Here is a 14883-nt window from a genome sequence, read left to right as displayed (position 1 = left end):
GTATAAACCAAGTCAAGCCGGAGTAGCGTCAAGCAACTTGGCTAGGGGGACTCAATGAAGCGGTTGCTTTTGGGCGCGGCTGTGCTTGCCGCTGGCGTCTTCGGCGCGGATACATCTCTCGTTTCTTATATTAGAGGTGGCGCAGGGACAGAGGCCTTTGCGCAGAGTACCTCGCCGGCTGCGCCAGCCAGTGGCGGGCTCGGCAATGGCGGGGCGGCGTTAGGCGGCTCCTCGGCGAAGCCGCCGGTGGGCGCGCCAGGCGACACGGCAACCGCGACCGGCAGTCCCGATGCGGCGGCCAAGGTCGGCGCCAAGCCGGCGGACGCCAAGGCTGATGATGCGAGCGACGCCAAGGCTGCCGATGCCAAAACGACCGACGCGAAGGGCAAGGCCACAGAGAAGAAGGCCGATACGGAAGCAGCGCCGGAGGAACCTGCCGCGGCAGCGGGGGCAGTGGAAGCGGCCACGGCAACCGACAGCGGCGATCCCGAAGCTATCGGCACGCCGAAGGTGGATCTACCCAAGGCTGGGGGCAACGGCAATCTGGGCTACGACATCGGCATCGACGTGCCCGGTTTCCACGGCATCGAGCCGCAGATCGCGCTGAACTACAATTCCTCACGCAAGAGCAAGCTCGGTGGCCTCTACCAGGGCTGGCTCGGCTATGGCTGGGGTCTCGATGGTTTCGATGTCATTGAGCGGGCCACGCCTGGCTATGGCATGCCGGCATACGATGCCAATGACATTTATCTGCTCGACGGCCAGGCGATGGTGGCCTGTGCGGCCGGCATGGTGTCGCCTTCCTGCGCGACCGGCGGTACGCATGCGACCGAGAATGAAAGCTATCGCCGCATTGCGCTGAACAGCACCAGCAACGAATGGAGGGTTACCGACCGCGACGGCACGGTCTCGACTTTCCGCTCGGTGGCGGCGGTAGCCAATCTGACGCCGACCGCCGGCACGCCGGCCTATGATCTGGCGATGAGCTATCGCTGGCTGCTGACCTCGGTCACCGACACCAATGGCAATAGCGTAACCTATACCTACACCTGTCCGGCAAGTCCGGTCTGTTATCCCGACGCCGTCAGCTACAACGGTACGGTGGTCAAGTTCTACTACGAGACGCGTCCCGACCTGATCCTGATGGGCAATGGCCGCGACATCTCCGTCACCGACAAGCGCATCAAGACGATCGGCGTCACGGTCTCAGGTATGCTGCGGGGTGCCTACAAGCTGACTTACGATCAGGCGCCGTTTTCCAACACCTCACGGCTGACCGCCGTCACGCGTTACGGCACGGACGCCAGCGTCGCCACAGACGGCGCCATCTCCGGTGGCACCTCGAAGGTGCTCGGCCAGATGACCTATCAGAACACCGATGGGGTCTATGGGTCGGTGGCAGCGCCCTCATTTGCGGGTGGAGGTGTGTCTTCGCCGAGGCAGGTTGGGGATTTGGATGCAGACGGTCGAGATGAGATCTTTGGCGACGCCATCAGGAACGTGGACACCTGCACGCACAATCAAGGTCCTTGCCCAGCTCTAGAGCGGACCAAGTACATATACAAATTCAGTTCGAGCGGCGATCCGGCCGGAACCGTGTCCCTGCTTTTAGACACGTTAGCTAACCCTAACAGTGATCCAGATCCCCCTGAGTATTCATCAGAAGCTGGTCACTTCTTGGCGACTAAGAGTTCTACGGATTTCGCAGATACGTCCATTCAGAACTATGTAGACGGTGCAACCGGTCGGATTACCTATACGGCCACCAAATCAATCATCAAGGCTGATGCTTCTCTGGGTCTGTCAAAGATACCCTGTACTCCAACCGGTTATCAGGCGGTGTGTGATGGTCTTCCAAACGTTGGGCCGGGGGGATTATCACCGCAGGGGCATCACTCGTTGCCGATGCAGGCGGCAACGGCATCGACGTTGTCAATGCTGTCGCTGGCAACTGGTCTACACCAGCAATAGGCGTCGGCGATTTTCTCGGTAGCGGCCGGCAGCAACCACTCTTTTGGGGTAGCGGCGGGACGGCGAGAAAAGGAGCGCTGTCGAACGGCGTTTGGCAGAAGAGTGGACCATCCTTCAGCATCAGTTGCCCGGCACAGGAATCTGAGACCTCCGGCACATGCGTTTTTGCCGATATCAATGGCGATGGGGCAACGGATGTCTTCCGCTACGGTCGTAATGCCAGCCCTGCGATTTGGCTGTCGACCGGCGTTGGCTTCAAAAGCTATTCGATATCCTCGGTCTCTGGTGCCTCCGCTGTCCTTCGCGACTTCGACAATGATGGCCGCATGGATGTCATCACAGCCGGCAGCAACCAGTCGGCGCCGCCACCCTGGCCTCTGTCGATCGGCCCTATCAAGATTTACTCGCTGCAGCCGTCCTCGACGGCGATGACGCCGGTGCAATTCACTATGCCTACGACAGCGAACGTCGGCACAGTCATCGGCGACTTTAACGGCGACGGGCTGCCAGACTTCACCAACTACAACAGCATGTTCATCTCGAATGCCGGCACGGGCAATCCGAACCTGCTGAAGCAGATCGTGACGGAACTTGGCGGCACGGTGGCGATGGAGTATTCGCCGTCCTCGACCTGGGTGAACAATTACCTGCCGCAGGTCGTGCATGCGGTGACCAAGCTGTCGGTCAGCGATGGCCGTGGCCAGACGGCGGTGAGCGCTTACGCCTATTCCGGCGGCAAATACGATCCGGCGGCGCGCAAGTTCCTGAGCTTTGCCTCGATCGTCGAGACAAAGCCGCTGGCCAATGGCGAGACGGCGCCGTCGAAGATCGAGACCACCTTCCGCCAGGATCTCGCAAGCTATGGCCTGCCGTCACTGACGGTGTGGAAGGATGGCGCTGGTACGGTCCATAAGCAGGTGGCCGAGACCTATGTCGTCAACACCACGGCAAAACCCTACACGGTGCAAAACACGGTCACCGACACGACGCTGACCGAGAACATCAGCCGCACCTTGCGGGTCCAACGCTGGTTCGATGCCTACAACAACATCTTCTTGCAGGACGACTACGGCCGCACCGATGTCAGTGGCGACGAGACCCGGACCGGGCGGTGGTTTGCGCCCAACACGTCGGCCTATATCGTGTCGCTACCGCGCATCCAGACGGTACAGGCGGGTCTTGACGAGACATTCCCGTTCATCAGCTACAAGGCGTTTTTCTATGACAACCAGCATGGCGACAACAGTGCGCCGCCGACCAAGGGCAATCTGACCTGGTCGATCGATTATGCCGATGTCTACTCGACGCCGCAGAAATATTCCTATCAGGTCTTCGCCTACGACGCCTATGGCAACAAGATCTCCGCCATCAACGCGCTCGGCCACAAGACCGAGTGGGACTATGACGCGACCTATCACGTCTATCCCGTAACCGAGCGGGCGCCGAAGTATTTTGCCACGGGCGGGCAACCAGCAGACACGCGCTTTGTCTCGACAGCCACATACAACGCCACCTGCGGGCTGCTGGCGACGAAGACCGACCCCAATGGTCTCGTCAAAACCTTCACCTACGATCCGTTCTGCCGGCTCTACCAGGTCTCGCAGAGCGTCACCGGCGCCTATGCCAAGATCCGCTTCGAGAACGAGGGCAATCCGGCAACTCAGGCGCTGGTCAAGTACACGCCGCTGCCCAATGGCGCCGGTGAGGATTTTATCCGCTCGTATTATGACGGGCTCGGCCGGGTCTATCGGGTAGAGACTCCCGGAGAGACAGCGGCCGGCGCCAGGCGCATTGCCGAGACCGACTACGATCTTCGCGGCAATGTCCTGCGCAGCGCCTTCCCTAGATTTGTCGGCGAGGCCGCGCAGTGGACCACCAACAGCTATGACTGGGCCGACCGGTTGCTGCTGACGGTCAATCCGGATGCCAGCCAGCGCAGCTACCTACCCTATCTCGCCACCGCCGAAACCCTCCCGCCGCGGCTGTGGGGAACAACGCTGACCGACGAACTCGGCCATAAAAGCACAACGGTCAGTTCGGCACGGGGCGATGTTGTGGCTGTCTATCGCGACACTTTGGGTCTCGGCCTGATGGAGGCCCGCAACTACGACAGGCTCGGCCGTTTGATCGGTGTGACCGATCCCGGTGGTTCAAACTGGACATACACCTACGACATGGTCGGCAACCGGCTGACGGCGTCCGATCCCGATCTCGGCACATGGTCCTACGTCTACGATGCCGCCAACCGGCTGGTCAGCCAGACTGATGCCAGAGACACGGTCACCACGCTGAGCTATGACCAGATGGACCGGCTGACGCTGAAGACGGCGACGGCGCCGGGTGGCAGTGCGGTGACGCAGATGCAGAACAGCTACGACCAGGCGGCTGCCGGCTTCTACAACATCGGCCAGCTGACTGCCTCGACCAATCCGGCGGCCACGCAAGCGTACAAATATGACGGCTTCAGCAAGCCGGCGCGGCAGGATACCACCATCGGCACGCTGACCCACACCACGACCAGCGTACGCGATGCGTCGGGGCAAACACTGGCGACGCAATATCTGCCGGTGCAGCTCGACTTCGGCACGTCAGCCGCACCGCTGCAATACAGCGCCGGCAACAGGCTCGTCTCCGCTCCCGGTTTCATCACCTCGACGGTCTACGAGGCCGATGGCCAGACCAAAGAGATCACCTACGCCAACGGCGTGAAGACCTCCTTCGCCTATTCGCCGACCCGACACTGGCTCACGAGAATAACCACCGCCAAGGATGCCACCATTCTGATGGATCGTCAGTACGTGCGTGACGCCATCGGCCGCATCACCAGCATCATCGGCATCGACCCTGCAGGCTCGGCCAGTTGGACCTATGGCTACGACAATGCCGACCGGTTGATTTCGGCCGACAATGCCGGCGACAACACGCTGGACGAAACCTTCGTCTATGCCGCAAACGACAACATGATCTCGCGCACGCGCGTTGCCGGGAGCTATGTCTATCCCGCCGGGAACGCGGCACGTCCGCATGCGCCAACATCCGTCGGCGCCAATGCCATGGCCTATGACGCCAATGGCAATCTAACCTCCGACGGCACTCGAACGCTGACCTGGGATGAAGCCAACCGGCTGAAGACCGTCACGCGGGCCTCCAACAGTGTCTCGCTGTTCTATGGCCCAGATGGTGCGCGGGTAAAGAAGGCTTCAACCTTCGCCACCACGCTCTATCCCGACGCTTCCGTCGAGATCAATCCGGCGACGCCGGGTGCGGAGATCTACACCCGCTATCCCCACCCAGACATCAAGGTAGTCGGCACGACCAAATACTTCCTGCACCGCGAGCACCTGGCCTCGGTGCGCAATGTCACCGACATGTCGGGCGCCATTGTCGAGTACACCAACTACGCCACCTATGGCGAGCAGCTCAACACCGGCTTCAAGACGCAGAAAAGCTATATCGGCGAGCGCTTCGACCCCGAGACCGGGCTGCTCTATCTCAATGCACGCTACATGGATCCGGTGCTGGGGCGGTTCATCTCGCCGGATGACTGGGACCCGACACTGCCCGGCGTTGGGACGAACCGATATGCCTATGCTCGAAATGATCCCGTGAACAAGAGCGACCCAAATGGACATATGTTCGGCGACTGGTTCTCGAAATCTGAGGATCGAGATGCGACAAACTCTTCAAACGCTGATCATGCGGATACTGAGGCACAAAAGGCGAGAGAAGAAGGTGATCCTTACAATGTAGCGCCAGATTGGGACAAATTTTCACGCCAGAGCCGCGCGCGTGTTGGCAAGACGACACCCGAACTGATGGCGATGGATGCCATGTCAGTGCTTGAAAGCGTTGGGTGGGTATCCGGCGCACGAGCAATTGCTGCTGCCCCGAGTGTAGTCGCTCCCAAAGCTGTGGAAAGCGTTTGGTCTCTTGGTCCGGCGCCCCGGGGAAAGGCGATTGAGAAGGCGCTCGGGCAAAATTTGCCTGACAGTTACCCGGTGGTCGACAAAATTGCGGGCGGCACTGTCACGAGCATCAAGAGCGTAGACCTCAACGCGAAGACATACCAAAATGCTAGTACGCTAAGTCAAGTACTGAAAGGATATGTGGACAAGGTCAAAGCGTTCAATGGTGCGACCTACGCTGGCCGGACAATCAACTCGGCACAAATATCTGAACGAGCGTTGCAGGTTGCTGTGCCCAATAGCGGTAATGCGGCACAGCAGGCAGCTATTAGCGAAGCTATGCGATATGGGGCATCGCGAGGTGTTGCTGTGAGCGTTTCCACATTTCCATGACAATAGGAGGAGTACAGCTTGAAATCTGCAACGGCCTACGAGCGGAATGGGAAGCTTTTTATCTTTGGTCAGTCGAAGACAATTATGGGATTGTGGATTGAGGAGCGCCCAACTCTAGTCATTCAAAAGAATGAGGTCGCTGAAATAAGGAAGGCCGTTTTGAACTGTCTCCATCTATCTAAAGATGGCGTTCCTCATCCTCGGCAAGAGGACTGGCCTAAGTTGAATAAAGAGTTTGCCGAATCTCTTGGCGTGAAATCCTTCAGCGCCTTTGCCAAAACTGCTAGATGCGTCAACATCAGTCAAGATGGTGGCATCATTAGGCTTGTTCCTACACAGAACCGCGGAAGCAAAATTGGCTTTACGCCACTAGAGGATAAAAGTCAGACATTGCGCGAGACCGACGATGGCCTAGGTGAGGCAGTAATATTTGCGCTCAGTGATTCCAAATGAAGGATTCTTTCGCTGGAATCTTCCTCTTCGAATAGCAGTAATTACAGCAACAATGCATATTTTACCCTGCCCTTGGCTGAGCTGCGTATAGATTGACCGCATGCTCCTCCTTGCTCGCATTGTCGTTCCGCCGCATCACGCAGCGCGGTAAGGGGCCATGCGCTCTACAAGACCCTGCTAGTCGAGCCTTGCCGCGTCACAGATGTCGGCATCTGGGCCTGGTGGCTGATGCCGGACCGTGTCAGCTCAAACCAAATAACAAAAGCTGTGGCTAATCCGCTCCCCGCGCCTTCGCTGATATCCCCGTCACACCAGCCCCTGTAACCTCAGCCTGAAAACCCTCGGCTTAGAATCAGCCGGGGTGGGGTGGGTCGTGGCGGGACTTGGCGCGCAATGTCTGGATTTCCGGGACTGGTGGCTCGAAGAGCTGCGAGGGGCGCGGCTTTCGCCGAAGCAGAAGCAGGCGCCCACCGGCGACTGGATCGTCAGCCTGGCGGATGATGGCATTCGCGTGCGTGAGGCCGGGGCGCCGGAGTTTCAGTCGATCCCGCTGGCGCTGACCGCCTCTTCCGACGAAATCCTGGCGCTGCTGCAGGGCGGGCGCCGCGTCAGGCGGCCGCGCTTCGATATTGTCATTCAGCCCGGCCTGTTCCTGACAAGGCAGCTGGCGCCGCGGCTTCTGCCGGTTCGGCAGGCGCGCGACATGGCCGAGCTCGACCTGCTGGCCGCAACGCCGCTCGACCCGGCGCAGGTGCATGTCGTGTTTGCCAGGGATGCCGGGGCCAGGCCTGCCGGGCAGGACAGTTCCTATCATGTCGTCAAGGGGAAGACGCTTGCCGCGGTGCTGGATGCGGTGCACCGCGCCGGCGGGTCGGTGCGCAGCCTGTCGCTGGCGCAGCCCGAAGAGACGCTGCGCGCCGATCCGCTCAGCCTGGCCGCCATCTGGCCGCCGACGGCGCGCGACCGGCGGAAGCGCAGCACCTGGATCGCGGCCTGTTCGGCGCTGGCGGCGGCACTGCTCATCACCTTCGCCCATGCGCATTGGCTGATATGGCAGGCCGATGGCCAACTCGACGCCGAGATTGCCGATGCGCAGGTTCTGGCCAAAACGGCACGCGCGTCGCTGCAGAAGCGCCAGGCCGGCATCGAGCGGGTCGAGAAAATCCGCCAGGAGAAGAAGACCACGGCCTCGCTGGTGCGGGTCTGGGCCGAACTCACGCATCTGCTTCCCGACACAGCCTGGCTGACCGATCTCTCGGCCAAAGGCGACGACCTGACCATCACCGGCTTTGCCACGTCCGCCGCCGAACTGATCCAGCCGATCGATGCCTCGCCGCTGTTTTCGGCGCCGGAATTTGCCTCGCCCGTGGTCAAGGTGCCCGGACAGGACGGCGAACATTTCACCATTTCGGCCAAGATCGGAGCGCTCTGACGATGCTCTCCGCCATCCTCAACACCAGCCCGCCGCTGCGCCGCCTGATCGCGCTGGCGCTGGCGGCTGTGGCGGCCTGCCTGTGTGTCTGGCTGGTGTTCGCGGCATTCGACAGCGTCGCCTCGGCGCGGGCCGGCATCGAGGAAAAGCGCGCGCTGCTCGGCCAGTTGCAAAACGTGGCAGCCCTTGCCAAGCGCCTCGACGGCGACACCAGCCCGGTGGAAGCGGCCAATCCCGAATTCCTCACCGGCGAAAGCGAAGCGATGATTCGCGGCGGGCTGCAGAAGCGGCTGAACGCCATCGCCGCCGCCAATGGCGTCAGCGTGCTGTCGGCCGGCAACGCCCCGGTGCTGAGCGAAGGCGGCGTCGATTTCATCGGGCTGCGGGTCAATCTGGCGGGGTCGCTGGAGGGCATCCACAACGCCGTGCTCGCCTTGGAGACCTCGCTGCCGGTGCTGTTCATCCGCGAGGCGACGCTGCGCACCACCGATGTCAGCCCTGCCGCGGGACGGATGGGCGACCCCGAGCTGTCTGCCGAGATCCTGTTTTACGGCCCGCTGCAGACGTCGAGCCCGCCAGCAGGGGTCAAGCCATGAGCGGGAAATTCGCGGGCCTGGCGATTGCTGGAGGTATCGCGGTTCTCGTGCTGATCAATGTCGCGCTCTACAACACGCCGGTCGACATCTCGCCGATCGCCTCCGGCAAGGGGCATGATGGCGGCCCGGCTTCGGCGACGGGCGCGCTGCAATTTCCCGAGGCCGGCGATTTCAGCGAGACGTTCCAGCGGCCGCTGTTCACCCCGTCGCGGCGGAAAATCATACCGCCGCCGCCAGCACCTCTGCCGGTGGAGGTTGCCGTGGCACCCGTCGAACAGGCGCCGGCGCCAGTGGAAGTTGCACCGGCGGCTGCGCCATCGCTGCTGGGCATCAGCATTCAGGGCGGAGCGGGAAAAGCCCTGTTGCGCGTCGCCGGCAAAGATGAAGCGCTCTGGTATGCCAGTGGCGAGACCGTCGATGGCTGGACGGTCTCGACGATCGACAAGGACCAGGCCGTGCTGGAGCGCGACGGCAAGGTGGCGCGCATCCCGCTTCATCCGCCATGGCAGAACCCGCTACCGGCGCCGCCGCCAGCGCCAGCCCCGCCACCGCCGCCACCTGAGCCGGAACTATGAGCGCGCGCATGTTTGCCGAGAGTAAAGGCAGGGCAATCGCATTTGGTTGTGCCAGTCCCCCAATCCGTCCGCTGCGCGGCCACCTCTCCCCCATGTCCATGGGGGAGAGGAAACCCAAGCCTTTCAAGGCAGCGATGTCGGCGATTGGCATTTCCTCTTCCCCCACGAATGTGGGGGAGAGATGGCTCGGCGAAGCCGAGACGCAGTGGGGGAACGCCATATGCGATTGCCCTGCTTCCCCTTGCGGGAAGGGGCCAAGGGTAGGGGTATTCTTAAAACGCAAAGCTCTCCCAGCCATAGACGCAGATAGCACCAGCGCCGGCTTTTCGCTGGTCGCGGTGCTGGTGTTCACGCTGATCGTCTCGGCCATCGTCGTTCCCTTCGCCGTCACCGCCAGGACGCGGCTGATGATTGCCAGTAACGAGCTGGAGCAGGAGCGTCTGTCGCTGCTTGCCGAGGGTCTCGGCAATCTGGTGGCGAGCGAATTGACCAGTGACCAGCCCGCGGAAAAGCTGCCGCTGGATTCCACGCCGGCCGCGTGCCGGTCGGGAAAATACAGCTTTGTCCTGCGCGTCCAGGATCATGGCGGGCTGATCGATCTCAATGCCGCCGATGACCGCCTGCTGGGGCTGGGCTTTGCTGCGCTCGGTTTCGACCAGCAGATGGCGGACGAACTGGCAAAGGCCGCGATCCGGTTTCGCGACAGCGCCAAATTGTTCGCCGGCCTGCCCCAGGCCAGAAGCCCGGTCGGGCCGCCCGAGGACAAGCAGGCGCCGTTCGAATCCGTATCCGAGCTGCAGGAATTTTCTGCACTTGCGCAAATCCCGCTGCGCAGCCTGCAGGGCATTTTCACCGTCAACTCCAAGCGCGGCACGGTCAGCTCCGATCGGGCGCCGCGCCGGCTGCGCGCTGTTCTCGTCGGCGGCCCCAACGCATCGGTCGTTGCGGGCGCGAGCGATGTATCGGCCTACACGGTTGACATCGTTATCAGGCGGGACGGTTCCGGCATTACGGGCGAGGCCGGCTTCATCATCGAGAAATCCCAAGCCAACTCGTCGCCATTCTCGCGCGTCTCGCGTAGCCCGGCCGGCTCCGCCGCCGCACTGCCACCGTCCACGGCCACTGCCGGCTGTGAGATGCTGTTCGGCACTGAAGCCGCGCAATTGCTGGCGAGGTTGAGCGTATGAACGCTTCCGCCCAGGCCAAGGGGATCGAGGCGTTTCTCACCTTTCTCGAAGGCGAGAAAGTGCTGACCGCGCATGCCGCCCAGCGCGCCCTCGGCGCGTCGCGAACATCCGGCCATCCGTTCGATACGGTGATGACCGAACTCGGGCTGATCGGCGAGCAGGAGCTTGCCAACAGCCTCAGCAGTTACCTTGAAGCGCCGACGCCGGTGGATGTCCCCGAGCAGATCAGCGCCGAAATGTTGGCCGGCGTGCCGCTCGCCTATCTCCGCGAGAACGCCATCCTGCCCTTGCAGATGGACGCCGAGCGGCTGGTTGTCGCCGTCGCCGATCCGTTCTCGTCGGCAACCATCGATGCGCTTGCCTTCCACTATGAGCGGACGCTGGCGCTGCGCATTCTGCCGAGGCGCGTGATCGCCGAATGCATCGACCGTGTCGAGCAGTCGGCCCTGGCGGCGGCGTCGAATGGCGGCAGTGCCGGCGAGATCATGGATTTCGGTCCTGACGATCTCGAGCGGCTGAAGGATTTCGCCCGCGAGGCGCCCATCGTGCGCTTCGTCGCCGAGACCATCCACAAGGCGGTCGATGCCAGGGCCACCGACATTCACATCGAGCCGCTCGAGGATCATGTCCGCATCCGCTTCCGCCATGACGGCATGCTGTCCACCGTCGACACCGCCTCGATTGCGATGCTGTCGGGCATCTCAACGCGGATCAAAATCCTGTCGCGGCTCAACATTGCCGAGCGCCGCCTGCCGCAGGACGGGCGCATGCGCATTGCCGTGCGCGGCAGGGATATCGACCTGCGCGTCTCGGTCATCCCGTCCATCCATGGCGAAGCCATCGTGCTGCGCATTCTCGACCGCGCCGGGGTCGAGCTGAAGCTGGAGAAGCTCGGCTTCGACAGCGCCGCGCAAGCCAAGATCCGCTCCATGTCGCAATCGGCCAACGGCATCGTGCTGGTCACCGGGCCGACCGGCAGCGGCAAGACGACGACGCTCTATTCGATCCTTGCCGAACGGTCGCGGCCCGACGTCAAGATCTTCACCGTCGAGGATCCGGTGGAATACCGCATGGCCGGGATCACCCAGCTGCAGGTCAATCCGGCGATCGACCTCGACTTTGCCGCGGCCCTGCGGTCGATCCTGCGCCAGGACCCCGACATCATCCTGCTCGGCGAAATCCGCGACCGCGAGACGGCGCAGGTCGCGGTGCAGGCAGCACTGACCGGGCATCTGGTGTTCTCGACGCTGCACACCAACAGCGCGGCGGGCGCGTTGACACGGCTGCGCGACATGGGCATCGATGGTTACCTGCTGGGCGCGACGATCCGCGGCGTCATCGCGCAGCGGCTGCTGCGCCATGTCTGTCCGGCCTGCCACGGCGTTGAGCCGCCCGGTTCGCCCTGCCGCACCTGCAATGGCTCGGGCTATAGCGGCCGCACGGTGACCTACGAAATGCTGCAGGTTTCGCCGCGCATTGCCGAACTGATCGACCAGGGCGCCGGCGAAATGGAGATCGGCCGCATAGCCGCGCAAGACGATCTGGTGCCGATGTCGATCCATGCCACAGCGCTTGCCCGCTCCGGGGTTACCACGATGGACGAGGTCCGCCGCGTCATCGATCTCGCGGGGGATGGCTGATGCCGGCCTTTGCCTATCGCGCCTATCTCGTCGACGGCAGCACGGAGAGCGGCGTCCTCGATGCCTCGACCAAGCAGGAGGCCGCCCGCAAGCTGGCGCAGCAAGGGCGCCGTTCCTATCACCTCGCCCCGGTAAGCAGCGACAGACCGCAGTTGCGCCTGCCGGGGCGAAGCGCGCTGACCTTTACCCGGAAGGTCGATCTCAGCCGGCTGTTTTCCGAGCTGTCGGTGCTGCTCAACGCCGGCTTCACCGTCGACCGGGCCCTGGGCGCGGTCATCGCCGGCGAGGCGAACCTCCAACGGCGCCAGCAGCTGCAATCGGTGCTCGATCTCACCACGGGCGGGCGGCCGATCGCCGAGGCCTTTGCCGCCCTGCCGGGCATCACCTCCGATGTCGCGGCACTTCTCGCCAGCGGTGAGCGCAGCGGCAAGATGGCCTATATCTGCCAGCGGCTGGCCGACACGTTCGAGGCCACCGCCAAGCGCCGCGCGGCAATCGGCGAGGCACTGGCCTATCCGGCCTTTCTGCTTTCGGTGATGAGCGGGGCGCTGGTCATTCTGGCGACCGTGCTGGTGCCGGCGCTGGAGCCGATCTTCGAGGGCTCATCCGCGCCCAAGCCGTTCACCATGAAGATGCTGTCGGTCTTCGGCACGGTGTTCCGCGACTACCCCTTCGTCTTCCCGCTGGCGGCAGTGCTCGGCCTTTTGTCCTATCTCGTGCTGTCTCGCTCTGCCGGCGCCAGAAAACAGTTCTCGCACGCGGTGTTGAAGATACCGCTGATCGGCGCGCTGGTCAGGGATGCCGTCATCGCGCGCTACCTTGAAACGCTGGCCTTGCTGCTCGGCAATGGCGTGGCGATGACCGAGGCGCTTGGGCTCGCCGCCAATGTGTCGAGGCAGAGCTCGCTGGCAGCAAGCTTTGCCTCGATCGAGGACAATGTCGCCAACGGCGCCCGCCTGCACGGCGCGGTCGTCAAGGCGGGGATTTTCGATCATGCGACGATGTCGCTGGTGTCGCTCGGCGAAGAGGCGAACGCGCTGCCGGTGGTGCTGGATCGCGCCGCGAAAATGCTGCAGCTGACGCTGACGCGGCGGATCGACACGGTGCTGAAGCTGCTGACGCCGGCGCTGACGATTTCGCTTGGCTTCCTCGTCGGCAGCCTGGTCATTTCGGTGATGACCACGATCCTCTCGATCAACGATCTGGCGCTGCAATGACCGCCGCCGCCGCGAAAGCCAGCCAGCAGGCGGAGGCCGGATTCACCCTGGTCGAAATGCTGGTGGTGCTGGCGATCATGGCGCTCATGGCGGCCATCGCCGCACCCGGGCTGGTCAGCCACTACCGCAGCAAGAGCCTGGAGACGCTGGCCGGCGAGATCACCATGCGGCTGCGCCTGTCGCGCACCTCGGCCATTGCCACCGCGCGGCCGAGAGAGGTCCTCGTCGATCTCGGCGCCCGCACCATTCGCTTTGGCGAGCGCGATGTTTTCGCATTGCCGGATGACGTCAAACTGACGGTCGTTACCGGCCAGGAGACCGTCGTCGCCGGACGGCAAACGGTGCTGACTTTCCTGCCCGACGGCAGCGCGTCGGGCATGGATATTTCGCTGCAGCAAAAGGCGCGGACCGCGCGCATTGCGGTCAACTGGCTGACCGGACTTCCGACATGGCGGGCATTGCCGTGACAGAGCCTTCGTCCGAAGACGGGTTTTCGATCCTGGAAATGATCGTCGCCATGACGATCCTGGCGCTGGTGCTCGGCATCGCCAGCCAGTCGATCGTGCTGGCCAGCCGCAGCATCGCCATCGCCAAGGCGCAGATCGAAGCGGCGAGGGCCGCGCGCATCATGCTGTCGGAGTACGAGGCCGGAACGGACAGCAGGCGATCCGGCTGGCAGTTGCAGACGCGCCCGATCGTGGTGTCGAAGACGAAGATGGTTGCCGTCGTCATTGGCAGGAGTAACGGCGCCGGCCAGCCGTTCCTGACCTTCGTGCCCGCGAAGGATCGGCAATGATCCGGCGGCTGGTCCAAGCCCATGCGCGTCGTGGGGGCCGGCCATCCGGGCAGCGTGTTCTCAAGCAAATATTCGGGACCGACCGGCGCCCCAAATCATCGGCATCGGTCGAAGGCTTCGCGCTGATCGACGTGCTGGTCGGACTGGCGATGATCGGCGTGATCTCCGCGCTGATGATCGTCTTTCTCGGACAGGCGCGGACCATGATGCGGATCCAGAAGACGACCGAGATGCAGATGGAGGTCGATGCCGCGGCGCGGTTTCTCGAAACGGCGATCGGCAGCGCCGAGCCGCTGCCGTTGTCGCAGTCGACGCCCGACATGGTGCTTTATCTCAGCGGCACCGGCGCGCGCATCGAGTTCAACGCCGTTCAGGCCATCGGCTTCAAATCCTCAGCCTTGCGCGAGGTCGCCGTTTCGCTTGGAAGTGACCTGACCATCGTGCAGAAAATCCGACGCGGCAGCGATGCCGCCAAATCGACTGGAGGCCAACCGGTGCTGCTGATCGCCGGCGTCAGCGCGGTAAGGTTCGAATATCTCGACGCCTCGGCCAAAGTCCCGTCATGGTCGGCGAGCTGGTCCGCTCCACGGCGTCTGCCTGCTGCCGTGCGGTTCACCATCTCGGTGGCGAGGGACGGCGCGACCTACTCGTCGACGGGCTTTGCCCGCCTCGATCTGGCAACCGCCGTGCCGCCGCCGGTGAGCTGAAGAGCCTGACC

12 protein-coding genes are annotated in these 14883 nt (G+C 62.9%); all 12 read left to right on the top strand.

The genetic code is table 11. The annotated features are described in order from the left end of the window. The first annotated feature begins 54 nt into the window (after positions 1 to 54). The 12 genes from NKI64_RS12800 to NKI64_RS12745 all read left to right on the top strand — a co-directional run bounded on the left by NKI64_RS12800 (position 55) and on the right by NKI64_RS12745 (position 14872). Positions 55 to 1971: a SpvB/TcaC N-terminal domain-containing protein gene (locus NKI64_RS12800; RefSeq protein ID WP_352668266.1), complete on the top strand. Its 1917-nt coding sequence runs from the start codon at positions 55 to 57 to the stop codon at positions 1969 to 1971. Then, a complete protein-coding gene (locus tag NKI64_RS12795; RefSeq protein WP_352668370.1) occupies positions 1875 to 6269 on the top strand; it encodes an endonuclease toxin domain-containing protein in 4395 nt (1464 codons plus the stop codon). The genes NKI64_RS12800 and NKI64_RS12795 overlap by 97 nt, the downstream gene beginning before the upstream one ends. Positions 6270 to 6287: 18 nt before the next feature. Continuing rightward, on the top strand, positions 6288 to 6722 hold the full coding sequence (locus NKI64_RS12790) for a contact-dependent growth inhibition system immunity protein (protein ID WP_023815871.1): 435 nt from the start codon (positions 6288 to 6290) through the stop codon (positions 6720 to 6722). Positions 6723 to 7095: 373 nt separating this feature from the next. Continuing rightward, on the top strand, positions 7096 to 8154 hold the full coding sequence (locus tag NKI64_RS12785; protein WP_352668264.1) for a PilN domain-containing protein: 1059 nt from the start codon (positions 7096 to 7098) through the stop codon (positions 8152 to 8154). Between the two features lie 2 nt (positions 8155 to 8156). Continuing rightward, a complete protein-coding gene (gene gspM, locus NKI64_RS12780; RefSeq protein ID WP_352668261.1) occupies positions 8157 to 8750 on the top strand; it encodes a type II secretion system protein GspM in 594 nt (197 codons plus the stop codon). Beyond that, positions 8747 to 9325: a hypothetical protein gene (locus NKI64_RS12775; protein ID WP_352668259.1), complete on the top strand. Its 579-nt coding sequence runs from the start codon at positions 8747 to 8749 to the stop codon at positions 9323 to 9325. Before gspM ends, NKI64_RS12775 begins: the two co-directional genes overlap by 4 nt. Then, positions 9322 to 10512 carry a hypothetical protein gene (locus tag NKI64_RS12770; RefSeq protein ID WP_352668257.1) on the top strand — a complete coding sequence of 397 codons (1191 nt, stop codon included), beginning with the start codon at positions 9322 to 9324 and terminating at the stop codon, positions 10510 to 10512. Before NKI64_RS12775 ends, NKI64_RS12770 begins: the two co-directional genes overlap by 4 nt. Next, positions 10509 to 12152 (top strand): GspE/PulE family protein, encoded by a 1644-nt coding sequence (locus tag NKI64_RS12765; protein ID WP_352668254.1) that lies wholly within the window; start codon positions 10509 to 10511, stop codon positions 12150 to 12152. The genes NKI64_RS12770 and NKI64_RS12765 overlap by 4 nt, the downstream gene beginning before the upstream one ends. Next, positions 12152 to 13369 carry a type II secretion system F family protein gene (locus NKI64_RS12760; RefSeq protein ID WP_352668252.1) on the top strand — a complete coding sequence of 406 codons (1218 nt, stop codon included), beginning with the start codon at positions 12152 to 12154 and terminating at the stop codon, positions 13367 to 13369. Before NKI64_RS12765 ends, NKI64_RS12760 begins: the two co-directional genes overlap by 1 nt. Next, positions 13366 to 13836 carry a prepilin-type N-terminal cleavage/methylation domain-containing protein gene (locus NKI64_RS12755; RefSeq protein ID WP_023687880.1) on the top strand — a complete coding sequence of 157 codons (471 nt, stop codon included), beginning with the start codon at positions 13366 to 13368 and terminating at the stop codon, positions 13834 to 13836. The genes NKI64_RS12760 and NKI64_RS12755 overlap by 4 nt, the downstream gene beginning before the upstream one ends. Beyond that, positions 13818 to 14165: a PulJ/GspJ family protein gene (locus NKI64_RS12750; protein ID WP_023687881.1), complete on the top strand. Its 348-nt coding sequence runs from the start codon at positions 13818 to 13820 to the stop codon at positions 14163 to 14165. Before NKI64_RS12755 ends, NKI64_RS12750 begins: the two co-directional genes overlap by 19 nt. After that, complete coding sequence (locus NKI64_RS12745) at positions 14162 to 14872, top strand: type II secretion system protein GspJ (RefSeq protein ID WP_023687882.1); 711 nt, start codon at positions 14162 to 14164, stop codon at positions 14870 to 14872. Before NKI64_RS12750 ends, NKI64_RS12745 begins: the two co-directional genes overlap by 4 nt. Positions 14873 to 14883: the final 11 nt, after the last annotated feature.

This window comes from Mesorhizobium sp. M0478 (assembly GCF_040321305.1).
GTDB lineage: Bacteria > Pseudomonadota > Alphaproteobacteria > Rhizobiales > Rhizobiaceae > Mesorhizobium.
Note: the sequence above shows the minus strand (reverse complement) of the source record. Positions and strands in the feature narration are given on the sequence as shown.